Origin of the sequence: Mesorhizobium sp. M0910 (assembly GCF_040319465.1) — a bacterium.
Taxonomy (GTDB): Bacteria; Pseudomonadota; Alphaproteobacteria; order Rhizobiales; family Rhizobiaceae; genus Mesorhizobium.
Map to the genome: position 1 here is coordinate 116,827 of NZ_JAMYNZ010000009.1, position 24,358 is coordinate 141,184.

General features: G+C 60.0%; 23 protein-coding genes and 2 pseudogenes. 11 read left to right on the plus strand and 14 right to left on the minus strand.

Annotated elements, in window-relative coordinates; translation table 11 throughout:
* Window positions 1-537: 537 nt before the first annotated feature.
* Together NKH78_RS22730 and NKH78_RS22735 are read right to left on the minus strand one after the other, a co-directional pair.
* Window positions 538-1,416 carry an MBL fold metallo-hydrolase gene (locus NKH78_RS22730; RefSeq protein ID WP_352884161.1) on the minus strand — a complete coding sequence of 293 codons (879 nt, stop codon included), beginning with the start codon at window positions 1,414-1,416 and terminating at the stop codon, window positions 538-540.
* On the minus strand, window positions 1,403-2,908 hold the full coding sequence (locus NKH78_RS22735; protein ID WP_352884163.1) for an aminotransferase class V-fold PLP-dependent enzyme: 1,506 nt from the start codon (window positions 2,906-2,908) through the stop codon (window positions 1,403-1,405). The genes NKH78_RS22730 and NKH78_RS22735 overlap by 14 nt, the downstream gene beginning before the upstream one ends.
* A 94-nt stretch (window positions 2,909-3,002) precedes the next feature.
* Between NKH78_RS22735 and NKH78_RS22740 the strand changes: the two genes are divergently transcribed.
* The gene (locus tag NKH78_RS22740) at window positions 3,003-3,485 is read left to right on the plus strand and encodes an Lrp/AsnC family transcriptional regulator (protein WP_352508390.1); all 483 of its coding nucleotides are present in this window, start codon (window positions 3,003-3,005) and stop codon (window positions 3,483-3,485) included.
* 185 nt (window positions 3,486-3,670) lie between these two features.
* Here NKH78_RS22740 and NKH78_RS22745 read toward each other — a convergent pair whose 3' ends face one another.
* From NKH78_RS22745 to NKH78_RS22780, 8 genes are read right to left on the minus strand one after another with little or no spacing between them, the layout of a single operon-like run.
* The gene (locus tag NKH78_RS22745; protein ID WP_352884167.1) at window positions 3,671-4,363 is read right to left on the minus strand and encodes an amino acid ABC transporter permease; all 693 of its coding nucleotides are present in this window, start codon (window positions 4,361-4,363) and stop codon (window positions 3,671-3,673) included.
* A gap of 18 nt (window positions 4,364-4,381) precedes the next feature.
* Window positions 4,382-5,098 carry an amino acid ABC transporter permease gene (locus NKH78_RS22750; protein WP_031194726.1) on the minus strand — a complete coding sequence of 239 codons (717 nt, stop codon included), beginning with the start codon at window positions 5,096-5,098 and terminating at the stop codon, window positions 4,382-4,384.
* 59 nt (window positions 5,099-5,157) lie between these two features.
* Window positions 5,158-5,985: a transporter substrate-binding domain-containing protein gene (locus tag NKH78_RS22755; RefSeq protein WP_352884170.1), complete on the minus strand. Its 828-nt coding sequence runs from the start codon at window positions 5,983-5,985 to the stop codon at window positions 5,158-5,160.
* Window positions 5,986-6,009: 24 nt separating this feature from the next.
* Entirely contained in the window at window positions 6,010-6,750 is a 741-nt protein-coding gene (locus NKH78_RS22760) for an amino acid ABC transporter ATP-binding protein (protein ID WP_352884172.1), read from the minus strand.
* A gap of 57 nt (window positions 6,751-6,807) precedes the next feature.
* Complete coding sequence (locus NKH78_RS22765; protein WP_352689173.1) at window positions 6,808-7,371, minus strand: peroxidase-related enzyme; 564 nt, start codon at window positions 7,369-7,371, stop codon at window positions 6,808-6,810.
* The gene (locus tag NKH78_RS22770; RefSeq protein WP_352689175.1) at window positions 7,368-7,850 is read right to left on the minus strand and encodes a CMD domain-containing protein; all 483 of its coding nucleotides are present in this window, start codon (window positions 7,848-7,850) and stop codon (window positions 7,368-7,370) included. The genes NKH78_RS22765 and NKH78_RS22770 overlap by 4 nt, the downstream gene beginning before the upstream one ends.
* Window positions 7,847-9,316, minus strand: a complete 1,470-nt coding sequence (locus tag NKH78_RS22775; protein ID WP_352689178.1) for an NAD(P)-binding domain-containing protein — start codon at window positions 9,314-9,316, stop codon at window positions 7,847-7,849. The genes NKH78_RS22770 and NKH78_RS22775 overlap by 4 nt, the downstream gene beginning before the upstream one ends.
* A complete protein-coding gene (locus tag NKH78_RS22780; RefSeq protein WP_352689180.1) occupies window positions 9,313-10,284 on the minus strand; it encodes a LysR family transcriptional regulator in 972 nt (323 codons plus the stop codon). Before NKH78_RS22780 ends, NKH78_RS22775 begins: the two co-directional genes overlap by 4 nt.
* 213 nt (window positions 10,285-10,497) lie before the next feature.
* Here NKH78_RS22780 and NKH78_RS22785 point away from each other — a divergent pair, with 213 nt between their 5' ends.
* Together NKH78_RS22785 and NKH78_RS22790 are read left to right on the plus strand one after the other, a co-directional pair.
* On the plus strand, window positions 10,498-11,568 hold the full coding sequence (locus tag NKH78_RS22785) for an NAD/NADP octopine/nopaline dehydrogenase family protein (protein ID WP_352884175.1): 1,071 nt from the start codon (window positions 10,498-10,500) through the stop codon (window positions 11,566-11,568).
* A 358-nt stretch (window positions 11,569-11,926) separates the two neighbouring features.
* On the plus strand, window positions 11,927-12,469 hold the full coding sequence (locus tag NKH78_RS22790; protein WP_352508383.1) for a hypothetical protein: 543 nt from the start codon (window positions 11,927-11,929) through the stop codon (window positions 12,467-12,469).
* Between the two features lie 21 nt (window positions 12,470-12,490).
* Here the strand turns inward: NKH78_RS22790 and NKH78_RS22795 are convergent.
* The 3 genes and pseudogenes from NKH78_RS22795 to NKH78_RS22805 all read right to left on the minus strand — a co-directional run.
* Window positions 12,491-13,428, minus strand: a pseudogene (locus tag NKH78_RS22795) (MFS transporter); the annotation flags it as partial.
* A 110-nt stretch (window positions 13,429-13,538) separates the two neighbouring features.
* The gene (gene chrA / locus NKH78_RS22800) at window positions 13,539-14,948 is read right to left on the minus strand and encodes a chromate efflux transporter (protein WP_352884179.1); all 1,410 of its coding nucleotides are present in this window, start codon (window positions 14,946-14,948) and stop codon (window positions 13,539-13,541) included.
* A 9-nt stretch (window positions 14,949-14,957) separates the two neighbouring features.
* Window positions 14,958-15,935 carry a chromate resistance protein ChrB domain-containing protein gene (locus tag NKH78_RS22805; RefSeq protein WP_352508381.1) on the minus strand — a complete coding sequence of 326 codons (978 nt, stop codon included), beginning with the start codon at window positions 15,933-15,935 and terminating at the stop codon, window positions 14,958-14,960.
* A 189-nt stretch (window positions 15,936-16,124) separates the two neighbouring features.
* Here NKH78_RS22805 and NKH78_RS22810 point away from each other — a divergent pair, with 189 nt between their 5' ends.
* The 8 genes from NKH78_RS22810 to NKH78_RS22845 all read left to right on the plus strand — a co-directional run bounded on the left by NKH78_RS22810 (window position 16,125) and on the right by NKH78_RS22845 (window position 24,030).
* Window positions 16,125-17,333, plus strand: coding sequence for an APC family permease (locus tag NKH78_RS22810; RefSeq protein ID WP_352508380.1), 1,209 nt, complete (start codon window positions 16,125-16,127; stop codon window positions 17,331-17,333).
* A gap of 26 nt (window positions 17,334-17,359) precedes the next feature.
* Complete coding sequence (locus tag NKH78_RS22815; protein WP_352508379.1) at window positions 17,360-18,178, plus strand: DUF1259 domain-containing protein; 819 nt, start codon at window positions 17,360-17,362, stop codon at window positions 18,176-18,178.
* Window positions 18,179-18,765: 587 nt separating this feature from the next.
* The gene (locus NKH78_RS22820) at window positions 18,766-19,236 is read left to right on the plus strand and encodes a chromate resistance protein ChrB domain-containing protein (protein ID WP_352452041.1); all 471 of its coding nucleotides are present in this window, start codon (window positions 18,766-18,768) and stop codon (window positions 19,234-19,236) included.
* Window positions 19,237-19,275: 39 nt separating this feature from the next.
* Window positions 19,276-20,172 (plus strand): DUF1259 domain-containing protein, encoded by an 897-nt coding sequence (locus NKH78_RS22825; RefSeq protein WP_352452040.1) that lies wholly within the window; start codon window positions 19,276-19,278, stop codon window positions 20,170-20,172.
* Between the two features lie 125 nt (window positions 20,173-20,297).
* On the plus strand, window positions 20,298-20,978 hold the full coding sequence (locus tag NKH78_RS22830; protein WP_352689200.1) for an ABC transporter ATP-binding protein: 681 nt from the start codon (window positions 20,298-20,300) through the stop codon (window positions 20,976-20,978).
* An 85-nt stretch (window positions 20,979-21,063) separates the two neighbouring features.
* The gene (locus tag NKH78_RS22835) at window positions 21,064-22,362 is read left to right on the plus strand and encodes an ABC transporter permease subunit (protein WP_352884183.1); all 1,299 of its coding nucleotides are present in this window, start codon (window positions 21,064-21,066) and stop codon (window positions 22,360-22,362) included.
* On the plus strand, window positions 22,346-23,068 hold the full coding sequence (locus tag NKH78_RS22840) for a LamG domain-containing protein (protein WP_352884185.1): 723 nt from the start codon (window positions 22,346-22,348) through the stop codon (window positions 23,066-23,068). Before NKH78_RS22835 ends, NKH78_RS22840 begins: the two co-directional genes overlap by 17 nt.
* A 188-nt stretch (window positions 23,069-23,256) precedes the next feature.
* Window positions 23,257-24,030 (plus strand): sulfite exporter TauE/SafE family protein, encoded by a 774-nt coding sequence (locus tag NKH78_RS22845; RefSeq protein ID WP_352689249.1) that lies wholly within the window; start codon window positions 23,257-23,259, stop codon window positions 24,028-24,030.
* A gap of 199 nt (window positions 24,031-24,229) precedes the next feature.
* Here the strand turns inward: NKH78_RS22845 and NKH78_RS22850 are convergent.
* A pseudogene (locus NKH78_RS22850) lies at window positions 24,230-24,331 on the minus strand (YqaA family protein); the annotation flags it as partial.
* Window positions 24,332-24,358: the final 27 nt, after the last annotated feature.

Consider the following 24,358-nt stretch of genomic DNA (forward strand, 5'->3'; position numbering starts at 1 on the left):
CTTAATAAGACCAGGAAATACGTTAGTTTACTGGCGAAAGTCGCATAATCTATCTTATGGAACTTCGATTTCGTTAAACTGAAGCACTACACAAATCTGAACGACGTGCCGTGAAGTGGTGCGTGATGGCCCGCGGCCGGGCGCAATCCCGAAGCTGTACGCGAAAATCTCGTGGTGCCAACGATGCTGTCTATGGAATTGCGTCAAATCACCAGTACATACATCGGCTATTTGAGGTCCGCCTCAAGCTTTTCATCCCCAAAAGAATTGCCTCCCAGGTGCGGCTCGATAACCGAAGCTTGGCGATCTTATTCCACATCCGAGATACCTCCTCAGAACATGATCGATAATAGTGTTGCAGGCGCGCCACCGCAATTGCTTACCGCGATCACCTCCGAGAGCGCTCCGAGGATTGCTCATCCCGACGACGTACGTGGCGAGGATCGACCCGCCTGCGCCAATTCGGACGAGCGTGTATCCGGCGCAATCCTGAACCGATCGTGAGCTGAAGCTGCTGGAGGGAGCCCTTCCAACTCGTCACTGACCCCAGACCGATCCTGGCAGCGCGTTGAGCGGGATTTTCAGATAACGCAGGCCATTTTCCTCGACCTGAGGCAGCTCTCCTCCGCGAATATTGACCTGGAGGGCATGCAACATGAGCCTTGGCATCGGCAATGCCCTGTCTCGCGCCTCTCGAAGCCTGATGAACGCACTCCGAGATTGACCGGCGACGTGCTGGTTTTTCCCTTTCTGCTCCGCCACCGAACTCTCCCACAGAGCCTGGCGCCCTCCCGGCCTGTAGTCGTGACCGGTAAAGAGACGGGTCTCGCCGGGTAAGCTCAGAATGTCCTGGATGGACTGCCACAGATCAGCTGCGCTGCCGCCTGGAAAATCGGCGCGGGCGGAGCCGCTATCGGGCATGAAAAGCGTGTCGTGAATGAACGCCGCGTCGCCGATGACATACGTGATCGACGCCAATGTGTGCCCTGGCGAGTGCATGACGCGGGCTTCCAGCTCGCCAATCTTGAAGATCTCGCCGTCGCCAAACAGCCGATCCCATTGTGAGCCGTCGCATGCGAGATCCGGCCAATTATAGATCTCCTGCCAGATCTGCTGCACTTCCTTCACGCGCTCGCCGATCGCTATCGGCACGCCGGTTTTTGCCTTGAGATAACCCGCGGCCGAAAAGTGATCGGCATGCGGATGGGTGTCCAGGATCCACTCGAGCTTCAAATTGTGGCTTTTGATGTAGTCGAGGATCGTGTCCGCATTTGTCGTTGCCGTCGAGCCAGACTTTTCGTCGAAATCGAGCACCGGGTCGACGATGGCGCATCTTCGCGAACTCGGGCATGCAACGACATATTGGATGCTGCCCGTCCGTGCATCGTAGAAGCCGACGACTTCAGGCTGCTGCATGGGCGATGCCCTCGACTGCGGCTCGCGGGAAAAAGATCGCCCGGCCAGGGTCGAGGTCGTAGTCACGCTCGAAGTCCGTTGCGTCGGACGCAATCTGCGCCACGGCATCGAGTATGAACTGCACCTTCTCGTCCGGCAGCAGAACGCTGAAATTCAGCCGGGTGAATCCCGGCTTTTTCATTTCGTCGCCGGAGAGAATGGCTTGCCTGATTTCCTCGGACTGTTCGTCGTCGATCGACAGCAGTCTGTGAACATACGGGCCGGCGCAGGCGCAGCCACCGCGCGCCTGGATCCCGAACCGGTCGCTTAGCATGCGCGTGATCAACTGCTGGTGGACGTAGCCGTCCTTTCCGTTTTTGACCCGGAAAGAAAAGATCGGAAGCCGCTCAGGATCCGATAGACCGAGGAGGTCCAGCCGCGGCAGGGGTTTCCATGCGCGAAAAGCACGACGCGCCAGCTCGCGATTGCGCGCTGTCATCGCGTCGAGTCCGATCGCATCTTTGACGATGAAGGCCAGCGCGGCTCGTATGTCGCCGATCACGTTCGGCGTGCCGGCTTCCTCGCGGGATTCCAGGCCGTCGCTGTAATCGTGTGTCTTCGGGGAGACAAACTTCACCGTCCCGCCACCTGGCCACGACGGCGTTTTCGTCGAAGGTCCGTCGCGTCGAACGATCAAAATGCCGGAGGCGCCGGGACCCCCGAGGAACTTGTGAGGCGAAACAACTATCGCGTCGATCTGGGCATCAGGGGCGGGCGACATGGAAATCGGCAGGTAGGGACCTGCGCCCGCATAGTCCCAGATCATCTTTGCGCCGGCGGCCTTCACGATCACGGTGATGGCCGCAACATCGCTGGTGATGCCCGTGACGTTCGAGGCCGCGGACATCGAGCATATCGTCAGATCTGACGACCCCTCGCCAACCGCGTCCTTGAGCTGAGACAGGTCCGGCCCGCCAGACGGATCCTCGGCGATTTCCACGATTTCTGCTCCGCTCTCGCGCCAGGGCAGAATGTTGGAGTGATGCTCATAGGGACCGATAATGATCCGAGCGCGCTTGCCCGCTGCCACGGCTTCGGCGACGCCGAATAGCTTGACGAGGCGGTTGATCCCCGACGTAGCGCCGGAGCCGGTGAAGATCACAGCATGCCGTTCGGTGGCCCCGCAGAATTGACCGACCAGGGCGCGCGCTTCCCGACGCATGCGGGTCATGAAGCCTCCGCAATACGAGGCTTCCGTGTGGCTGTTGGCGTAGTACGGCAGGACCTCCTCAAGCACAAAGCGCTCGATCTGACGGAGTGCGCGGCCTGACGCGACATAGTCGGCGTACACCAGGTCCTTTTGCCCGTAGGGACCCACGATTTTCGCCGTCGATCCCACAAGCCCATCCCGGAGGTCGGCGGTCACGTCAGCCTTTTTCTTCAGCCCCTGGCGGAACTTTGACAGAGGGGTCTCGGTCTGCCCTGTCGTTGGGCGAGCTGCTTGCACGGTCATTCTCCCCGGCTCGGATATTGACTCGGATTGTACCCTGCTCCACGGTCGAAAAAATTCACCTATTTTCTGCAATTTCTTGCAAAGAGCGTGTCAGATGATCGAAGATCGGGCGAAAATCGATGCATTTGATATGAAGATTTTGACGGCCATGCAGATCGATGCAAGCGTTTCCCAGCGAGATTTGGCGGAGAGGGTCGGCCTGTCTCAGAACGCGTGCTGGCGGCGGATCCAGCGCCTGCAGTCGCTAGGCCTTATCCGGGGGTCGCACAGCGATATCGATCTGCGAGCGCTGGGACTCGACCTGACGGTTTTCGTAATGGTCCGCACTCGCCACCATTCCAAGGAGTGGAGTGAGGCGTTCCGTGCCCATGTTGAACGGTTGTCGGAGGTGATCGATTTCTATCGGATCGGAGGGGACTGGGACTATCTGATCAAGGTCGTGACACAAGGCATGTCCGGCTACGATGCATTCTACCAGAAACTGATCACGAACTTCGACCTGGCTACGGTGACAGGCTTCTTTTCCATGGAAGCGATCATCAACAATCGTCCAGTGGATCTGACCAATCTGCGATAATGCGGCGCCTGCTGTTGGACACTTCGCCCTTCATCGTCGGCAAGCCGTCGACTGTGGCACCACCAGGGTAAGGTGTCGATTACATGAGCCCGCAGGTCTGGCTGCGAGTTCGCCCCATGAGCTGTTTGCAGGCCTCAACTGAGAGTTCCTCCGCCCTTGCTGCGCGGGTCCTGACGACGCTTCGCTCACGTCCGCACCCTCAGCGCCTGCTCCAGCCTGTCGGCAATCTGGGTGACGATATAGGCAATCACCATGTAGATCACGACGGCAATCACGAAGGCTTCGAGGTAGTAGTAGTTCAGCGCGGCGGTCAGCTGGGACTGGGCGAAGATATCGACAACCTCGATGGCGAATCCGAGAGAAAGCGCCTTCATGATGACCATCATCGAGGTTGTCAGGTCGGGAATTGCCGTGAGAGCCACCTGGGGAAACAGAATCCGTCGGAACAATTGGCCGTTCGTATAGCCAAGGGAATGGGCGGCGTCTGACTGACCGGTGTCAAAGGCGTTCAGGGCTCCTTTGATAATCTCCGATTGGAACGCAGCGATACAGCCTGTCACCGCAATAATAAGGATAACCGAGTTGGGTGTTTCGTGGGCGTTGAAGTTGATCCCGAGCAACGAGAGCAGGAACTGGAATGCCGGGGGCAGACCGAAATAGGCGAGGAAAATCACGATGACCATCGGAACGCCCTTGAAGACGATCTTGTAAGCCATGATGAGCTCTCGCAGCACCGGGACTCGTCTGTATTCGACGAGTGCAAAAATGCTGCCGACTAGCGTCGACAAGACGAAAATCGTCAGCGCCATTTCAAGCGTTACAGGTACGGCGCCCAGAATTTCCTGGGTGTCCTGGAGCAAAATTTCGGTATCGAACATGGTTTAATACCCTTTAGGTCAGACGCTGGCGATGGCCGCGTTCTTGATCTGAGCTGTTGTCGTGGCCTCAGGCGCCTGCATCGGCGAGCGAAGCTCGAACAAGTGCACGATGAACCAGGCAATCAGGCACATCAGCGCATAGATGACGGCCAGGACGAGGTATGTTTCGAACTGGTACTGGTTATAGTCGCGCTCCATGATCAAATGCGCGGTCGCCATCACGTCCGCCGCCCCGATGTACATGACGAGCGCAACGTTGTGGATCAGGTAAATGATGGAGTTTCCATAGCCCGGCAATGCGAAGTGCACCGCTTGCGGGCCCACGATGCGGGTGATCTTCTGGCGAAAGGTATATCCGAGACTGTCGGCTGCATCATGCTGGCCGCGATCGACGGCCAGGTATGCGGGCCGCAGGACTTCCGACAGATAGCCGCCATGGTAAAAGCTCAGTCCGACCATCGCAGCGATCGTCGGCGAGAAGAAATCTGCGGAGCCGAACAGGGCCACCAATAGGGGGAGCCCGTAGAACGCGACGAACAACTGGAGGACGACGGGAACGCTGCGGGCATAGGACACGTAGAGGTCGGTGAGGTGGCTGACCACTGGTATCCTGCGAATCCGCAATGTTGTCGCAACGAGCGCCAAGCAAAAGCCGACCAACATGGCGGTAAACGTAATAGCGAGCGTCAGCGGCAATGCCGAGAGCAACTCGGGAATCATAGCAGAAACATCCACTTTGAAACGCTCCTTCTTGCAATTCAGCCTTGCCGCTGACGATATCTACTTAGATCACATCATTTCATATACTTGACGATGCCTTCGCCAAACCACTTCTGCGATAGCTTTTCGATCGTGCCGTCGTCTTTCAACTCCTTGAGAACTTTGTTCACGTCATCGACCAGAACCTTGTTTTCATCTGACCTGTGAATAAGCATATAGGTGTTGTTGCTGAAGACTGGTTCGGACGCCACGATGTCGAGCTTCTTTTCATCGATGACGGTCTGCTCACCAAGATTTGAAGGCAGGACCAGCGCGTCGAACTTGCCGTTCTGAACCTCATCCAAACGGTTTGGATACGGGATTCCGGCGCTCGACGCCGTCACGTCAAGCTTGTATTGCGGATTTTCTTTTTGCCAGTTCATGATGAATTTATAGGTTCCGCCGCCAGCCGTGGTCGGAACGATCCTCTTGCCGACCAGATCTTTCATTTCTTTGATGCCGCTGCCCTTTTTGCTGTAGATCTTCAACAGGCTGGCGCCCATGGGGTTTTCCGGAATGAAGAACTGCTTGGCGCGCTCGGGTGACTTGTAGTAACCGCCGACCGCGATGTCGTATTTGCCTGTGGCCAGGCCGGTTTCCTGCGCGATGTCGGAGACACCTTCCATTTCGAACTTGTATTGCGGCAGCTTTGCGTTGATCGCCCTCAGCAGATCGGGTTCATACCCTTGCGGCTCAACGCCGAGCGCGCCCCAAGCCAATGGCTTGGATTCGGCAGAGGTCGCGATCTTGATTGTCCGAACGGTCTGACCGTAGCTGATCCCTGCTGTCGCAAGGGCAATTGCGATGCCGCCGGCGACGGCCAGGGCATAACGACGCGAAAAACTGGATTTGATTGCAGACATTTCTTGGGTTCCCTTCTTGTTGGATTATTGAAAAGCGAGTTCAGACTGCAGGAATTGAGCAAGTCGCGGGCTGGAAGGCGCATCGAAGATCTCAGCCGGACTGCCGTCGGCGGCAACCACGCCACGATCCATGAAGACGATCCGGTTCGAGATGTTCTTTGCGAATTGCATCTCGTGGGTCACAAGCAGCGAGGTGATGCCGGACGACGTGACGTCCTTGATCACCTTCAGGACTTCACCGACCAATTCGGGATCCAGCGATGATGTCGGTTCGTCGAAGAGCATCACATCCGGCCGAACCGCCAGCGCACGTGCGATGCCTGTACGCTGGAGCTGGCCACCTGAGAGCTGGGACGGATAGCTGTCCCGCTTCGCTGAGAGGCCGACCCTTTCGAGCTCTCGCAGCGCGATTTCACGCGCCTCGTCCGTGGACTTGCGCTGCACTACGACCAGCGGATCCATCACGTTCTGGAGGACGGTCATGTTCTTGAAGACGTTGAATTGCTGAAAGACCATCGCTGTCCGGAGCCGGATCGCCTGGATGGCTGCCTTGTCGGCGCGCTGATAGTCCATCCGAATCTGGTCGAACGCGATGGTTCCAGATGCAGGCTTAACCAGGTAGTTGATGCATTTCAGCAGGGTGGTCTTGCCGGTGCCGCTTGGGCCGATGATTGACACAACGTCACCTCGCTTTACCGAGAGATTGACGCCGTTCAGGACCTGCGTGCTTCCGTACGACAGTCTTATATCTTTGAGGTCGAGCATTGCTGGTTGGTGTCCTTCAGAGTGTGGGACGGAGTGCCTTGATCGCATGCGACATCATCACCCGCTCTCCGCATGGCCGAGAACGTGCATCAGCCGGTTTGCCCAGCCGAAGATCGATATGGCGTGGATCAGGTCGATGATCTCGCAGTCATCCATGCCGACTGATCGAAGCGCGGCGATATCGTCTGTCGTCGCTTCCGACGGTGCTGCCGAGAGGCGGCGGGCAAAGCTGTAGATTGCCGCATCGCGTGGGCCGAGCGCTTCAGGTTTGTCGAGATACAGCGCGGTGACCACCTCGTCGCTCTTGGTCAGTTCTGCGTGCCTGCGGGCGTGAACAACGGCACAGAATTTGCAGCCGTTGACCATCGAGGCGCCCAACGCGCCAAGTTCCCGATCGGGACGGGCGAGCCCGCCCTCGACATACATGATTGCGTTGAACAAGATGGTGCGGGCAAGATAGCTTTCCGGATCATGCACAAGGGTCCGTACATATTCCGAAACTTTCTTGGCCGACGGCGTAACCTTCATCGCATCGAGCTGTTCCGGCGTGGCCTCGGATAGCTCGACCGGCGCGATGTACGGATGCCAATTCAATGGCTTCAGACGAACCGAGGAGATCATGTCGACCTCATCAGGCGCAATCCGGACGCCACCCGTGTCTGGAAGTTGACAAAAGCAATCAGTTCGGAGAGCGCGACGACCTGAGGATTGTTCAATCCAGCCTTCTCCAGGAGAGCGATATGGCTCGCTTCCGCGCTTTTCGGTGTCAGAGTGATCAGGTCAACATGACCAACGATGGTCGCCAAGGGTTCAATCAAATCCGTTTCCCCTTGGGCCAAGGCCAGAAGCTGCTCAGTCGGGTCAAGCTGAGCCAGCTGCACATCATACTCGGCCATCAGGATAGGATCGGCATTCAGGGCGGCCATGCGACGGGCCAGAGCAACCCTTAAATTCGGCGCCAGCCCCTGATCGTTTGCCGGCTGCAGGACGGAGAGGCGACATTCTTCCGCCCCTCGCACGAATTCCGGCCGAAACCGCCGTGCGGCGAAAAGGGTATCATCCGGTGAAAGGCCGGCAGCCTTGTCCATCGCGTCGATCACCACGCAGCCTCCTTCTGCAGCAAGGGTGTTGAATCGACCCATTCGTCGCCCAGAAGTTCGGGCGTGTCGTAGGCGATCAGATTGGCGAAGTGGGTTTCGACGTCCTCGGCAAACAGCGATGCGGCAATGCCGCGGACCAGACGGTCGGCCCCGGCGCTGACGGCCGGGATATCGCCAGAGACCTTGCCATGGGTCAGCATGGCGGCGTCGTTGAAGCAGTGGATATGCGCCAGCATCGGGCAGGAGCCGGGGACGTGTTCGCGAAACTCGAAGGCCGGACCGAGATCCGGCGCGTCCGACATGCCTGCACGAGCCGGCCCCATATCCGGCCTATATCGGCCATCCGACCAGGTGCGGATATGTGGGGCGATCGCCGCAAATTCCGGGCGGCCGCTGAAGTCGTTTGAAAAGCCGGTTGCCGCGATCAGAAAGTCGTAGCGCAACGGCCCCTGCGTGGTTTCCACCAGCAGGGTCCCTGTCTCCTCCTTCACCGCAACTATGCCGCAGTCGAGAAGGAACCGAGCATTCGAGTGGCGAGACACGCGGAGTGTCGATGAACGCGGCGGCGGTGTCTGGGTCGAGGCGGTATAATCGAAGAATTTCCACTTCCAGGCATCCGGCAAGTGATGCATGCCGAGTACGACACCCGGGCTGCCTATGCCGGTCAGCTTGTTGATGCGCGGCATTTCCTTGCGCCGGATCAACATGTCAACAGAGCCGGCTCCCGCCTCGAGTGCCGTTGCGGCATTGTCCATGGACGAGGCACCGGCGCCGATGACAGCGACACGCTTACCTTTCAGCGTGTCGAAATCGATGTCGTCGGCGGAATGGGCCCAATAGGCGCGATCGATGCCGCTGAGGAAATCGGGCACGGCAAAACCGCCCAAACCCGACCGACCGGTGGCCAGAACGAGACGACGGGTGAGAACCCGGCCGGTTTCCGCGCCTTCGATATCGATCGCAATCAGATCTCCAACGGCTGCCAGTCCGGTCATGCGCACGCTGTTGCGCACCGGCAGGCCAAGAACCTTGCGGTACCAGACCAGGTAGTCCATCCACTGGCCCTTGGGGATTTTGTCCAGCGACCGCCAGGCCTCAACGCCCCATTGCGCCGTGAACCAGGCGCGGAACGTCAATTGCGGCAGGCCGAGCGACGGACCGTGCAGGGTTTTTGGCGACCGAAGCGTTTGCATGCGGGCAAACGTCACCCATGGTCCTTCGAGCCCGGCTGGAGCCGCATCATAGGCCACGACATTGGTTATCCCGGTCAGCACCAGCTTTGCCGTGGCAGCAAGTCCGCACATGCCGGCGCCGATCACCACGACATCGCGGACCGGCACGCCATCGTGCGAACGCGCGGGAACCCATGGCTTGGCGGGCAGTTCGAGAAAGTCGAGATCTTGCGCGAGCTGTACTTCGAGCGCAGCAAGACCTGTCGACGTTGGCGCGGCGGGGATATGCTTCATATTCCCGTTCCGTGATTTGTACCGGACGCAGGATCGGTCACCAATTGGCCAGCCAGGGCCGGATCGAGTTTCTTGAAGCCGACGATCGACCGTTCAGCCACCGCCTCGACCGCATCCATCAACGCCTGAGCGACTGGACGAAGCGGGCGTTTCTCGGCAGCCACAACGCCCCAATAAAAGAGAACGGTTGCGTCGATCGGGCGGATGACGACATCGGGCAGGGCGACGCCATAAGCGGTGAGGGGATCGATGACGGCCGCCGCACCAGTCTGACGCACGATCTGTAACGCGCCATATGCAGTATTCGTCCGGATCACTGGTCCTGTGTCGATGCCCCTGGCCGCCAAGGCTTTTGAGACATGCAACTGGAAACGTAGGGGGTTGAGCAGTGTGGCGACGCGGCGACCGGCAAAAGCGGAAAGCGGTATGACGTCAAGTTCAGCCAGCGGATCGTCCTCCCGCACGGCAGCAACATCAGGCGCTGAATAAAGCCGCAGGACATCCAAACCAGGCGTATCGAGCGGCAAGCTTGAAAACCCGATTTCGGCACGTCCGCTCCGCACCTCCTGGGCGACGATTGAGGGGAGGAACTGCCCGAGATGCGTCTCGTGCGGAAGTTCGACACCTTTGAGCTCGGCCATGGCCGTTGGGATCAAGCCAGTACCGATCGCGGAAGTGGTAACAATCTGCAGGATTCGCCCTCTGCCGGCGGCAATCATCTTGGCCCGCGCGGCAAGCTCGGTGAAAGACATCAGCAATCGTCGCGCCTCCTCCTCGAAGGCGGCGCCTTCTTCAGACAGCTGCACCCGGCGACCGACCCGGTGCAGCAATTCGAAGCCGAGTTCTGCCTCGAGGTCCTGAATGGTGCGTGTCACCGAAGGCTGGGAACACCCGAGCATCTCAGCAGCCTTGGTGATGCTGCCGTTGGCGGCAACGGCAAGGAAGCTCTGAAGGTCGCGGGTTTCCATGTTCTCTCTACATACGCAATCCGTATGATTGACATCGTCTCATTCATTTTTGATATATGTCAAGAGGAAACGAATATTCGCTGAGGCATGTTGCAATCGCGGGCTCAGGCCGGAATCCCATCGCCAGAAGCCGACGATGGCAGATGCGGCTCCGATTTGTGGAACCTCCTAGTGAGAAATGGAGGCTGCAAGGCCCGCAACAGGAGGGAATTTATGCGCGTAAGCATTCTTGGCGCCGGAGCGATTGCTTACGGCCTTGCCGCCTATCTGGCCGAAGCGGGACATGACCCTATGCTTTGGTCGCCTTCCGGAGAACGCACCAAGGCGCTGGCCGCCGGTGGATTGCTGAAGGCTACCGGAGCTATCAAGGCAACGACTAAGGTGCGCATCGCCAAGGATTGTAAAGACGCCATTGCCGATGCCGACGTCGTCATAATCGCGTTGCCGGCTTACGGCCACAAGATGGTGATGGACGCTGCCACTCCTTATCTAAGGGACGGAACGCCGGTTATCATCAGCTCGCACAGTTCCTTTGGGGCACTGTATCTCTCCAAGCGGCTTGCCGACCGGAAGGTTAGGCTGCCGATCGTCGGCTGGGGTACCACGCTCGTGACCGGGCAACAGCGCGGGCCAGCCGAAATCGATGTTGCAACCGTTCGCCAGAAACTGGATGTCGCGACGCTGCCTTTCAGTGCTCAGGACCAAGGGTTCGAGCTTTGCACGAGCTTGTTCGGCGATCGTTTCGTCAAGCGCGACGGCATGCTTGCTATCGCGCTCAGCAACCTCAATCCGCAGAACCATCTCGGGATCGCTCTTCTTAATCTCACACGCATGGAGAAGGGAGAACAGTGGAGCCAGGCCGGAAACGTCACCCCGGCTGTCGGCCGCTTTATCGAGGCTCTGGACGCGGAACGATTGGCGATCGCCGCCCGTTTTGGAATTGCCGTGCGCACAGTTGAAGAGCATTTTTCATTGTCGTTTCACGTCCCCATGGCCACCGTTTCGGAAATGAACCAGGAGATGGATCGCCAAGGCCGCGGCGGCTTCGGCCCGTCAACCATCGAAAGCCGCTATATTCTCGAGGACGTTCCGTTCGGGCTGCTGCCGACCGTTTTGTTGGGGAAGATCAGCGGAAATTCAGCGATTCTCCATGAATCTGGAATTGCCATATTCTCGGCGGCTTACGGTCGCGATCTTAAGGGAGATAATGATATTCTTCCCGCGCTGGGCTTCGAGGGAATGGCAAAAGCGGACCTCGAAAACCTTTGCCGTAAGGGATTTTAACAAGTTTCCACAGTGGACTGGGACATAGGCCAAGTGCCCGAAAAACCACCGGCGCTGGTTGCCGGCGAGCACGACATGCAGGTTCCTCGGCGAGCGCCGGGAGATGTCTCCAGGAACTCAGCACGAGATCGAATGGTCCCGCCCGGCGGTGTGAGTGGGTCTGTAGCAGGGTCCGTCATCGAAACCCAGTGCGGCATGGTTCCATCAGTTGCCAGATGCCTGAACATTGCATCAACTGCGCAGGCGCTTCGCGCCTCCATCAAGATACCGGCCATGCAGGCGCCGACAGTCCGGAACAACGAGTGTCGTAGCCCGTTCAGGATAAGTGGTTCGTCCACATCAGCTACGCGAGATAGACATGTTCCGATTTCTAACGTTGGCAGGGACCATCTTGGGTCTGACGATGTCGCCGGCGCAGGCCGCCAGTGATGCGGATCAGGCTGTCGAACAATTTCACCGTACCTGTCTGGCCGAGGGTCCCAATTTCGAGCGCATGATAGAGACCGCGCACGAACGCAGGTGGACACTTATTGCCGAAGCAGGCTTCGGCGAACTCGCGCCAATCGCTAATCCAACCTCAGTGGAGGCATGGCTGGTGGCCGAAGCGGAGGAAGGATTGCCAGCAGGAACCATCATCGGCACTACCAAGGCAACGATGAGCGGCAAACCGGTGCAGACGTGTACGCTGGCATTTCCCGATATCGATGAAGAGGCATTTCGGAAGAGTTTCTTCACCCGTACGGATGCCGAGAAGATTGCCGAAGACCGCGATACGGAGGAGTTCTCGCGTCTCTACATCCTCGTTGCCGGCGGACGTAAGCAATTTGTCCGGCTGGTGGTCCTGCCTTCAACGCCACCAGGAAACCCGCGCGTCGTTGCCAGTTCGATCATGGCCGACTGACATGTCATTCCTCCCGCCCCCGTGCTCCTCTGGAGGGCGAACACTGCGAAATGTCGCGAGCAGCAGAAGGTCGTAGATAATTTTCAGCCCACCGGCGATGATCAGGGGCCAGCCGAAGCTGGAGACGGCAAGGAGAGCCCCTGCGAGGACTGGACTGGCGGCCGCCGCGAGGCTGCGGGGGGCGGCGGTGATGCTCGCCGCGGCAGCCCGCTCTTCGGGCGTCACCACGGCCATGAGGTACGATGTGCGGGTCGGTACGTCCATCTGCGACAGCGCGCTTCTAATCAGCAGAAGAACGATAGCCGGAGCGACGCTCGGCATGAACGGGATGAGCACCAGACAGAGGCTCGACGGAAGGTGCGTAAACACTGCAGCCGCCGATAGAGGAGCACCGCCGCCAACCCAAGTGAGGCATAAAATAGAAAAGCTGCCTGGAGGGCCTGCTTCATTTCCAGGCCGATGGCGTCGCGGAGAAAGTCGGGCGCTCCTGCGGCCAGCGCTCCGACGGCGCCGGCGAGAGAGCCGATGAGGCTGTAGCGCGCAAAGAGCGCCGTGCGGTCGCGGTCGGTGACGCTCTGCGCAAGCTGCGCATGTTCGAGCGGTAGAAACACGCTGACGTCCCCTGAAGATGGGTTCAGCGTGCCGACGAACGCGATGAGAAGCAGCGGCCAGAAGTCGTGAACGACAGCGAAGACGACCCCCGTTGCTATCATCAGGACAGCCGCTGCGGTCAGCAGCGCTCGACGGGAGAAGCGATGCGCGACGATCCCAACAGCCAGGGTGAGGACGGCTGAGCCCGCGAGCGTCGCCGTCGACAGGGTTCCGATCTCGAAGGCGTCGAAGCCGAGCGTGGCCAGATAGGCGGGAAGCAGGATGCTGACCAGACCGTCACCGAACGCCCGCAGTCCCCTGGATGTCAGCAGGTTCGCAGCAGTCGGCTCAGCACCGGCAGGAAGCAGCCTGAAGCGCCGCTTCGAAATAGCTTTGCGCAAACCGTGCGCGAGCCACTGTAACGTCAACGATGCCTCCACCTCCTCACCCCACGGGTCAGGGCGCTGGCTGCACGGGGTTAGATCGCTCCCGTCGCCATCCCGTAGAGCAGCCCGAGGATCGAACAGCCGACGAGCACCGGGAGCATGCCGATCTTGAAGCGAAACACCGCTAGCAGCGCACCCAATGTCAGGACGAGGGACGGGACGTTGACGGAGCTGAATGCGGGCACATCGACCGTCATGCCGAACCCTTTGACCTCGCGCAGTGCTCCAAACAGGACGTGAAGCGCGAACCACACCGCCAGGTTCAGGATCACGCCAACCACGGCTGCCGTTATTGTCGCCAGCGCGGCGGACAAGGCCTTGTTGCTGCGCAACGTTTCCACGAACGGCGCACCGACAAATATCCACAGGAAGCAAGGTGTGAAGGTGACCCAGGTGGTGAGCAGGCCGCCCAAAGTTCCAGCGAGCAGCGGATTAAGCGATCCCGGCGCTCGATACGCGCCCATGAACCCGACGAACTGGGTCACCATGATCAAGGGGCCAGGCGTCGTCTCCGCCATGCCGAGGCCGTCCAGCATCTCACCTGGCTTCAGCCAGCCATATGTATCGACAGCCTGCTGCGCCACGTAAGCGAGGACGGCGTAGGCGCCTCCGAAGGTCACGACCGCCATCTTCGAGAAAAAGACCGCGATATCGGCGAAGACATTGCCGGACCCGAACAGCACGAAAAGGCCGAGGACAGGTGCCAGCCATAGCACCAGAAACACACCTCCGATCTTCAACGACCAGCTGACCGGCGGGCGAGCATGGGCAGGAATGCCTTCGCCGAGCGCCGATTCCGCGTCGGCGACCTGCTTGCCGCCGATCTTGCCGTGGCCGTTGCCCGCCATGAACGCTGCCAGCCCGGCCCGCCCGCCGACGTACCCGATCACTCCGGCCGTCAGGACAATGAGCGGGAATGGGACATGGAACAGGAAGAGCCCGATAAAGGCGGCGGCGGCGAGGCCTATCATGACCTTGTTCTTGAGCGCCCGCTTGCCGACCCGGATAACCGCCTCGAGCACGATGGCGAGGACGGCGGCCTTCAGACCGAAGAAAAGCGCCTGCACCGCGCCGACATTGCCAAAGATTGCATAGATCCAGCTCAGCGCCATGATGGCGAGGACGCCGGGCAGTACGAACAGCGTGCCGGCCACGAGCCCGCCTCGGGTTTTATGCAGGAGCCACCCGATGTAGACGGCGAGCTGCTGGGCCTCCGGTCCTGGCAGCAGCATGCAGTAGTTCAGCGCATGCAGGAACCGCGTCTCGCCGATCCAGCGCTTCTCCTCAACGAGGATGCGATGCATTACCGCGATCTGGCCGGCCGGGCCACCAAAACTCAACGCAGCGACTCGCGCCCAGACCCGCACTGCTTCGCGGAAGGGGATGCCATGCGAAGGTTCATCCCCCAGCGCATTCGGATGGACGGCATGGACGCTGGTCATTGGTTCCCCTCACCCGCGCTTCTGGCGGAAATACTGGTAGAGATTGTCGAAGACCGGGCCGCCCTGCGCGATCCGCTGCTCGTCGCCCTTATTCGTCATGGCGATGCCCGCGATTAGGCTGGCAATGCCCGTCGTCTCGTCGCGCCCGAACTTGCCGTCCTTGAGGTCGATATCATGGACGATCTCGGCGATGGCCTGCAGCGCCGGGTCGCCAAGCCCGGCCCGGGTGAGCAGCACCTCGAAGCTGCAGCGGTCGCCCTCATGGGTGATCTCACCGTCAAACATATCAAAGCGCAGCTCTCCCGGCTTTGCCGCATAGCTCTTGCCTGGGACGAAGCGGATGACGGCGTCTGGATCAATGAAGCGACGGATTAGCCAGCTGCAGGCCATCCGGTCGACGTGCACGTCGCGGCGTGTCACCCAGATCCGGCCCTTGAGGTCAGTAATCGGCTCAGTCGCCTTTGACTCCTCGGTCATGGGCTGGTCCTCCACGAGATGCGTCTCGAGTTCGGCGAGCAAACCCTCAACCGCGAGGCGACCCGTGGCGCCGAAGAAGTCGATCGTGTCCACCTCGGCGAGCCGCTTGCGTATTCGGCCGAGCTGCGATCGTGTCTCCGCACGCTTTTCCGGCGTGGCGTTCGCGCCGATCTCGGCGGCGAGACCACGCGCTTCCTTGGCGATCTCCGCATAGTCGGCATCACGCGCCGCATCGAACAGCGCTTGGACCTCGGCATCCGACAATCCGTCGATGAGACGCGCCTCGCACACCATCGCCTCGCCACCACCCGCGACGATCTCCTTCAGGAGCCACTCGAAATCCTCCTGCGTCTCGGCATTGGCCGGCAGTGCATAGACGGTGCTTTTTACCGCGACCGCGCCGATGCCTTGCAGCCGCCGCCAGATCTTCACCCGGAAATAGGCCGGCTTGCTCGGCAGCCGATGGATAAGGAGCAGCCAGCGCTGTTCCGTCGTTTCCCCCTCACTCATAAGTGAACCGTATCACGTGCAAGATTAAATGCAACACTTGTATCATTATTTGTTCAGGCGTAGCGTTGGCGGTCTCGCAGACTGTCCCGCTGACGCCTGACAGGAGGTGCCGAAATGAGAGCTTCGGGTGGGGCTACCCAGTCAGGATCATCCGCGACTCGGACCCTTGGACGCACCGCAGCTAGGCTCATGACTGCCGGCATGATTATCGGGACGGGTATTTTCGGTGCCCTTGGTGCGACCGCCGAGCGGGCCGGTCCCGCCCTTCTCCTGGCGATGATTCCAGGAGGGCTGGTATGCTTGGCCACAGGTATCAGCGGCGCGCAGCTCGGCGTCAATTTCCCCAGACATGGCGGTGCGTTCATCTGGGCACGAGCGTTCCGTCTCGACACGGTCGCCTTCCTTGCTGGCTGTTGCTATGTTGGACAGGGCATTGTGGGCACGAGCGTGGTATCGCTCGCCTTCGCTTATTACTCAGCACAACTTATTCCTGGCCTGCCCCTACATTTGACGGCTGGCGCGGTTGTACTCGTTGTCATGGCACTGAATTCCTTCGGTATCTCCTTCACGAGCAAAGTCATTATTGGCCTGATGCTGGTCATCGTTGCGCTGCTGGGCGTATTCGTCTTCTTCGCGGCTCCGCATGTAGAAGTCGCTCGTTTGGCCCCGACACTGGATAAGGGGCCATTCGCATTTATGGCGGGCGCCGCGATCTTCTTCTGGGCTTGGGACGGCTTCATGCGCACCGCCATTATGGCGGGCGAAATTCGGGATCCCCGAAAGGCCATTCCCTTCTCCATTCTAGGCGGCATTGCGATCGCCGCCGTCGTCTACTACGCCGTGGCCGCTACTACTCTGGGGGTGCTTGGCGCAGAGGAAATGGCCAAAGATGACGTACCTCTCTTCAAGGCAGGTATGCAGGCTATCGGGTCGTGGGGCGGCTGGCTGATCCTGGGGGCCGCATGGACAGCATCGATTAACGAACTCGTTAGCGATCTGCTCAGCGTCTCGCGTGTGGCGCTCGCGATGGGCGAGGCGCACGAATTGCCGAAATGGCTCGGCGAGGTCCATCCGCGCTTCAAGGTGCCGCGTCACGCAGTACTTGCCGTCGGCGTGCTCGTCTTTGCAGTGGTGCTGGTGTTCGACCTGCGTCAGGTTTTGCCGCTCGCCAGCTTTTACCTGCTGGTTTGGTTTGCCATTACCCACTACGCGGCTCTGCACTTAAGCAAGGAGCAGCGCCTATTCTCGCCCTTCTTCGCTTGGTTGGGCCTGGCTTGCTGCTTCACACTGCTCTTTTTCATACCACTCCTGCACCTTATAATTGGAATGGTGACGCTCGCGATGGCGTTCGGCACTCGATTCATTGTGCGGCGCCAACCGAAATTTGGTTTCGGCTAGTGCTAGATGAAACGAGGAGGTCTAAGATGCTCAATACCCAAGCTATTGAATCCCTTACCGGACTGAAGGGACAGACCACGGGGGACGTGCTCAAGTTATCGGTCCCGCGCAGTGAAATGAGAGTGACCCTGGACGGCTTTGAGATCATTCCGTTTATGGGCCTCACCTCCTGGGTCAGTTTTAAACAGGGGGCACATCATGCCACGTTGATGGGCGACATCGTCGTGCTCGAAGATGAAATCGAGGACGCGATGGCCGCAGCGATCCAGGCGAACCTGTACGTAACAGCCCTACACAATCATTTCGTCCGCGAACAGCCGCGCGTGATGTTTATGCATGTCGAGGGTACGGCTGATGAAACTGCGTTAGCGACAGGAGCGCATAGGATTTTTGAAGCGATAAAAATCGTGCGCCAGAAGCATCCTGTCGAACCTGCCATGAAGAAAGTGAACAGTAGCTTGGACGCGCCGCCGCTTGAGGCGATTGTCGAGCACAAGGGCGAGAGCAAGGACGGCGTGCTCAAGTTTGTCCTGGGGCGCCCATCCGTGCCCGTCGTCTGCACACGCTGTGGCGAGCTCAATATTGATGCGGCAATGGGCTACAACACATGGCTAGCCTTTCAGGGCACGGACGAGCGCGCCGCGGTCTGCGGCGACTTTGCGATGCTGGAAAATGAAGTCCGTTCGGTCATCCGTGAACTGCAAGCTGGAGCGATTGAAGTGATCGCGGTGCACAATCACATGTTCTTTGAAGACCCGCGGATCATCTTCTTGCACTACTGGGGCATCGGCAATGCTCAGGCGTTGGCGCAGAGCTTGAGGCGGGCGCTCAACACACAGCAATAGTCTGTTGCAGTCGCCACAGGAGTCACGCGACCGCCGCGCGCTCGCGATTGATGGCAGCGATGATGTATCGAGTGAAGAACTTCGGCGCAGCGCTCGGGTTGGCGGCGCGACGGCGGTGGGAAGGTCGGCCTGGGTGGCGGTTCCGTCGAAGTTGCCATACTCGTCGATCCTGGCGGGGCCGAACGGCACATCTCTTGGGAACTGCCGTTGGCATCGATCCAGTCGATGTCACGGCGGACCCCAAACACGGGTCGGCCAAGATCGAAAACCTATCTCCGGATCAGCGGCCGAGCAGGGTAACCGCCAGCGCGGCGCCGATGTCCAGAACATGTCCCGCCTTGGCTCGCAGGATTTCGGTGCGCGCCATCAGATCTTCACCCGGAAGGCCGGCTTGCTCGGCAGCTGATGGGCTGATGGATAAGGAGCAGCCAGCGCTGTTCCATTCGGTTCGCCATCACTCATAAATGAACCGTATCACGGGCTAAATAATATGTAACACTTGTATCATTCTTCATCCAAGCGTAGCGTTGTTGGTATCGCAGCAGTAGGCCGCGCTGTGTGGCGCCAACCAAAAGGGAGACAAGGCCATGAAATGGGTTACCCGCGAACGTCCGGTCATCGACCGTATTGCTTGTCCCTGGCTGATCGCCCGCTTCATCGACAAGGAGCCAGAATTCCTGTTCGTGCCGCCGGATCGGGTGATCCCGGTTGCCCAGGAGACTGGCGCTACACCGTATGACGTGCCCGGTGTCGAGTTCACGCATGTGGGTGACGGCTGCAGTTTCGATACCTTCGTCTCGAAATACGGCCTCGAGCGCGATCCGGCGATCGTGACGATCGCCTCGATCGTGCGCGGCGCCGACACCGATCGGCACGATTTGACGCCACAGTCTGCGGGGCTGCTTGCGATCTCGATGGGGCTCAGGGACGTGACGCCCGACGACCAGGAAGTGCTGAAGCACGGCTTCGTCATCTACGACGCGCTCTATGCCTGGGCTTCGCGCCGCAAGGCGGAGACGCACAGCTGGCCACCTGCCATGAAACCAGCTGTGGCTTGACCGGTGGGCGATTGGGGGCAGATCACAAGGAGAACTCCCATGCAAGCAAAACTCATGAGCGGCGCAATGCTGATTGCGGTCTCGGCGCTGCTCGAACCGGCATCGGCTGCACCCAATTGGCAAATAGTCGCGCAGACACTTGGCAAATCCGGAACGGAAATGCCTGGCGGCGTTTACAGGGTGGGCTTGCCACGAACCGACCTGAAAGTATCCCTCGATGGGATATCCCTGAAGCCAGGATTTGCGCTCGGAGGCTGGATCGCGTTCGAGCCAATGGTGAACCAGGCGATGGTCATGGGCGACATCGTTCTGACGCAGGACGAGGTGAACCCGGTCATGAAGAAGCTACAAGAAGGTGGGATCGAGATCACTGCAGTGCACAACCACCTGCTGCGCGCGGAGCCGATGACGCTCTACATGCACGTGTTCGGCCAGGGTGATCCCGTCACGCTCGCCACTGCGCTTCATGCCGGATTGGCGTTGACAAAGACCCCGATGGAGAATGCCGCGTCCGGTGCCTCGCAATCGGAAGCATCCACCCAGCCGATCGACACGGCGGCCGTCGACAAGGCCATTGGCTACAAAGGTAAGGTCAATGGCGGCGTCTACCAGTTCAGTATCCCGCGCGCCGAACCGGTCAAGGAAAATGGTATGGACGTGCCGGCCGCCCTGGGCTCGGCCTTAGCGATCAACTTCCAGTCGACGGGCGGTGGCAAAGCAGCGATCACGGGTGATTTTGTGCTGACCGCCAAGGAGGTCAATCCGGTTCTCAAGGCAATGCAGGATAACGGCATCGAGATTACCGCCCTGCACAGCCACATGCTCGATGAAGAGCCGCGGCTCTTCTTCATGCATTTCTGGGCGAATGACGACGCGCAGAAGCTGGCAAAAGGCCTGCGCGCGGCCCTCGATAAAGTCGCCGTCAAGAAGAGCTAGATATTGGGCCTCCGCGCGATCGCACGCCGGGAGGGAATCAGCCGATGTTGATGCGAAGCCGGATGTCTGACAAGGCGCAAATCGCTACACGGCAAGAGGGAGGATATGCCCTTCAGGTCGGTGCGTTGACCAAGCGCTATGGCGAGCAAACCGCGTTGGCGGATGTTGCCTTCAACGTGGAGGCCGGCGAAGTTCTCGGTCTTATCGGGCCGAACGGCGCCGGCAAGACTACGCTGTTGGAAGCGATCGCCGGCCTTCTTCCGGCCGACTCGGGAACGATTCTCCGGCACGGCGCCTCTCTGCCGCCTGCATCGCGCCGCAGGTCGATCTTCTTCCTTCCCGACGGCCTGCGGCCCTGGCGCGACCAGTACGTCGAACATGTTCTTGCGTTCTTCGCTGATGTCTACCGGACATCGCACCTCGACGTCGCGGAGACAGTCGGGGCCGTCGGACTTGCACCGGTGTTAATCAAGCGCGTGTCTGAATTGTCCAAGGGGTATGCCCGTCGACTGATGCTGGCGCTTGCCCTGATCACGCCGCATCCCTTGCTGCTGATGGACGAGCCCTTTGACGGCTTCGACTTACGACAGACCCGCGAGATCATGAGCGTGCTTCGCAAGGTCGCGGCGCAGGGGCGCAGCCTCGTCCTCGCGATACACCAACTGCTCGATGCCGAGCGCATATGCGACCGTTTCGTCTTGCTCGCGGACGGCCGCGTACGCGGCATCGGATCCCTGAGCGACCTGCGGGCGCGTGCGGGAATTTCCTCCGGTGGGTTGGAGGAGGTTTTCCTTGCGCTCACCTGAGGCAGCCGTACCGCTCGGCGCTCCCTTCGGCCCCTTGCTGGCCAAGTAGCTGCGGGAAATGGCGAGCGGCCGGCCGCTCTGGATAATGCTGCTGATACTCTGCCCTCTCATCGGCTTCAGCTTCTTTCAGGCCGTATCGCTCTATAGCAACGCGAGCGCCACGGCGCTCGACGCGTCGGGGCTCGCGAGCGCGCTATCACCGCTTGACGGCGTGTTGGTCCCGACGTTCGGTGGCTTCTACGTCGCCGTCACACTGCTGTTTCCCTTTGTTGCCATACGCGTGCTCGGCAACGAAAAGGAGTCCGGCGCCTTGCGGCTCCTGATCCAACTGCCCTATCGAACGCCGACCTTGATTGGCGCGAAGCTGGTTGCCGTCTTGGCAGCTTGGCTCATTGCCGCGGTGCCTGCGATCTCTGCGCTCGCGATTTGGGAGTTCATGGGCGGACACCTGTTCGTTGCCGAGACGCTGAATCTTGTTCTCGGACATTTGCTCTACGGGCTACTGGTCGGCGCCATTGCATTGTTCGCAGCCGCGCTTGCCGAGAGCGCGGCAACCGCCGCGATTGTCACGCTCGGTTTCACGATTGGATCGTGGGTCATCGACTTCGCGGCGGCCAGCCAACCCGACCTCCTTGGCTGGTCGTCGTGGCTGTCGCTCACCCAAACGCTGCACACCTTTGAGCTCGGATTGCTGTCGATCAGTCTTGTCGTCGGGGTGCTCGCTGCGATTCTTGGTTTTGCTGCGCTCGCTACCATTTGGCTCCCGATGGGCGTTGCCCTGCGCACCAAGGTTGCACGTTCGGTCGTCTGCATCGCGGCGACCTGCCTTGTGCTGGTCGCTGCAGCCCAGATCAGATGGTCGGTGGATTCGACCGAGGACCGGCGGAACTCTTTCTCGCTAGCCGACGAGCAGGCGCTGGCGCAGCTCAGCAAGCAGCTGACCATCACCGTTCACCTGATACCTGAAGACCCCCGGTATGCGGATTTGCAGACCAGCATCCTGTCGAAGCTCGAGCGGATCATTCCCCGGATTATCATCCGTCCTGCAGGCGACCAGCAGAGCGCTGTCGGCAGCGCAAGCGACGAGTCGTATGGTGAAGTGGAGTACAGCTACGGCGGCCGGTCGGCTGTCAGCCGATCGACGGGCACCGAGGAAATTCTGCCGCTCCTCTACGGGCTCGCAAACGTGCCCCTGCTCGCACCGGTCACAGGAACCGACGACTATCCAGGTTATCCGCTCGTCGCCGCGCCCTGGATCGCGCTTCCCTGGTTCCTTGGCGGCCTGCCGCTGCTCATCGGGGTCGCCTGGTGGCGGTGCCGCCGGGTACCGACCATCGAATACGCTTCAAGCCAGAAGGAGATCAGCCGTGAAAATCTCACATAGCCTCGTGACAGTCGCCGCAGCTGCCGGCCTGGTGGCCTTGCTGCTGCCAGCTTCTGCCGGCCAGCGCAGCATCGTGAACTTTTCGGACGAGGAAGTTGGCGCAGATTCGAAGGCTATGCCCGGCGTGGTGGGCATTTGGCGGATTGAAACTGAAGGCGACAACAAGGTGTTGGCCGTCGATGGCCGCCAATGGAAGGAGGGGCAGACCTCCGCCGGCCTCGCCGACAAGGCACGGGCGCTCTATGGGGAGCGGTATGCCGAGTTTCTCGACCGCGTCCAGGCTTATGCATACTTCCCCTACGCGGTCTTTGAACGCACGCCAGATTTCCGCGATGGAGAGATTAGCGTCCGCTTCGAAGGCATCAGCGGCCGCATCGACCAGGGTGCAGGGATATTGTTCAACCTTAAGCCCAATGGCGACTATCTCACGATTCGCGCCAACCCTCTGGAGAACAATCTTGTCTTGTGGAGGTTCGAAAAGGGGAAACGCTCGTCGGTGACCTGGGTCAAGAACACCCCAACCTCAACCCATGAATGGCACGACCTGAAGGTGCGCATCGCCGGCACCAAGGTCGAAGGCTATGTCGACGGCAAGCTCTACCTGCAGGACACGCTGCCTGAGCCGGTGACCGGGCGTGTTGGCTTGTGGTCGAAGGCCGACAGTCACGTGTATTTTGATGACTTCACCGTAACTCCGGCTGGTTAGCCGGTACGCTTTCAACCAGCTTTCAAAGCTATCGGCGGTAAGGTGCGCCGGAGTCCGGTCTTCCGGGCGCCCGCGTTTGGCCCGGTAACGGGTGATTATTTCCATCGCACACGAGACTCAAAAGGCGGGCCGGGTTTTTGCGAACCGATGCGTTCGGAACGATCGGAGGCCCGCTTCGTTCTGATCCGATGGACTGGATTAGACTAGGCCTCCTGGCGTTGGCGGGGTTCCTCACCTGGACGCTGAACACCCTCTCGGCCGGAGGCGGAGGTCTATTGCTGATCCCCGCCGTGACTTCCATCACAGGGAGCGCGGCGGTTGCGCCGGTCATCACCTTGACCGAGCTCATCGGCAATCCCGTCCGCGCCCTGGCCTTTCGGCGCGACATCGATTGGAGCCTGGTCCGTTGGTACCTGCCCGGCGCCATCGCCGGCGCCGCGGCGGGCTCCTGGCTGTTCGCTAACAGTCGGGCGGAATGGCTCCAGATACTCATAGGGATCTATCTGATCAGTGCAGTCTGGGAATTTCGCGGCGGGGCGCGCGAGCGGAGCTACCGAGCCCGCCGCTGGTGGTTCCTCCCGGCCGGCCTGATCGTCGCGCTGTTGTCGGCGCTGATGGGCACGGTGGGACCCGTCTTGAATTCGCTCTATCTGAACTACGGTTCGGAGAAGGAGACGTTGGTCGCCACGAAATCGGTGAACTCGTTTGTGACCGATGTCGTCAAGATCGCAGTATTCACCGGACTCGGCGCGCTCGGTGGTCAGGCGGTCATGTACGGCTTAGCCGCGGGTTTGGGCGCCGCGCTTGCCAATCTGCTGGCCAAGCCCTGGCTCGAACACCTGAGTGGACGACAGTTCCGCCGCCTAGTGGTCGCGCTCATGGCTGTGAGTGGAGCGCTGATGATCTGGAACCAGCACAGCTTCGTTGTGCAGGCCTGGCGCGCGGCCACAGGAATGTCTTAACAATGTCGATGTTGGCTGGAGCGCTGCGCCGTAGCTTGGTTTGCCGGTCGCGCGATACGCAGAAGCTGGCAAAAGGCCTGCGCGCAGCCCTCGACAAGGTCGCCGTCAAAAAGAGCTAGCGCTTCCCGTCCGCGCGCATCATACAGGGCTCTTCGAACCAGCCGACCTAACCAGCTCAGCTTCGAGAAGCTTCGTGAGATTAGATCACGCTCAGGGTCACGGCGGCAAGAACCAGATAGCGGCCGACCTTAGCGACGGCGACAAGCAGCAGGAAGACCCTGAAAGGCTCGCGCAGGACGCCGAGACCACGGTCAGCTTCGCGAAACGT

What these genes read in the sequence shown, in the direction of transcription:
- NKH78_RS22820 (WP_352452041.1), top strand. Translation starts at nt 18,766, where the DNA reads ATGAAATGGGTTACCCGCGAACGTCCGGTCATCGACCGTATTGCTTGT.
- NKH78_RS22790 (WP_352508383.1), top strand. Translation starts at nt 11,927, where the DNA reads ATGTTCCGATTTCTAACGTTGGCAGGGACCATCTTGGGTCTGACGATG.
- NKH78_RS22785 (WP_352884175.1), top strand. Translation starts at nt 10,498, where the DNA reads ATGCGCGTAAGCATTCTTGGCGCCGGAGCGATTGCTTACGGCCTTGCC.
- NKH78_RS22825 (WP_352452040.1), top strand. Translation starts at nt 19,276, where the DNA reads ATGCAAGCAAAACTCATGAGCGGCGCAATGCTGATTGCGGTCTCGGCG.
- NKH78_RS22745 (WP_352884167.1), bottom strand. Translation starts at nt 4,363, where the DNA reads ATGTTCGATACCGAAATTTTGCTCCAGGACACCCAGGAAATTCTGGGC.
- NKH78_RS22845 (WP_352689249.1), top strand. Translation starts at nt 23,257, where the DNA reads ATGGACTGGATTAGACTAGGCCTCCTGGCGTTGGCGGGGTTCCTCACC.
- NKH78_RS22765 (WP_352689173.1), bottom strand. Translation starts at nt 7,371, where the DNA reads ATGATCTCCTCGGTTCGTCTGAAGCCATTGAATTGGCATCCGTACATC.
- NKH78_RS22780 (WP_352689180.1), bottom strand. Translation starts at nt 10,284, where the DNA reads ATGGAAACCCGCGACCTTCAGAGCTTCCTTGCCGTTGCCGCCAACGGC.
- NKH78_RS22805 (WP_352508381.1), bottom strand. Translation starts at nt 15,935, where the DNA reads ATGAGTGAGGGGGAAACGACGGAACAGCGCTGGCTGCTCCTTATCCAT.
- chrA (WP_352884179.1), bottom strand. Translation starts at nt 14,948, where the DNA reads ATGACCAGCGTCCATGCCGTCCATCCGAATGCGCTGGGGGATGAACCT.
- NKH78_RS22775 (WP_352689178.1), bottom strand. Translation starts at nt 9,316, where the DNA reads ATGAAGCATATCCCCGCCGCGCCAACGTCGACAGGTCTTGCTGCGCTC.
- NKH78_RS22815 (WP_352508379.1), top strand. Translation starts at nt 17,360, where the DNA reads ATGCTCAATACCCAAGCTATTGAATCCCTTACCGGACTGAAGGGACAG.
- NKH78_RS22755 (WP_352884170.1), bottom strand. Translation starts at nt 5,985, where the DNA reads ATGTCTGCAATCAAATCCAGTTTTTCGCGTCGTTATGCCCTGGCCGTC.
- NKH78_RS22810 (WP_352508380.1), top strand. Translation starts at nt 16,125, where the DNA reads ATGACTGCCGGCATGATTATCGGGACGGGTATTTTCGGTGCCCTTGGT.
- NKH78_RS22835 (WP_352884183.1), top strand. Translation starts at nt 21,064, where the DNA reads ATGCTGCTGATACTCTGCCCTCTCATCGGCTTCAGCTTCTTTCAGGCC.
- NKH78_RS22740 (WP_352508390.1), top strand. Translation starts at nt 3,003, where the DNA reads ATGATCGAAGATCGGGCGAAAATCGATGCATTTGATATGAAGATTTTG.
- NKH78_RS22735 (WP_352884163.1), bottom strand. Translation starts at nt 2,908, where the DNA reads ATGACCGTGCAAGCAGCTCGCCCAACGACAGGGCAGACCGAGACCCCT.
- NKH78_RS22730 (WP_352884161.1), bottom strand. Translation starts at nt 1,416, where the DNA reads ATGCAGCAGCCTGAAGTCGTCGGCTTCTACGATGCACGGACGGGCAGC.
- NKH78_RS22760 (WP_352884172.1), bottom strand. Translation starts at nt 6,750, where the DNA reads ATGCTCGACCTCAAAGATATAAGACTGTCGTACGGAAGCACGCAGGTC.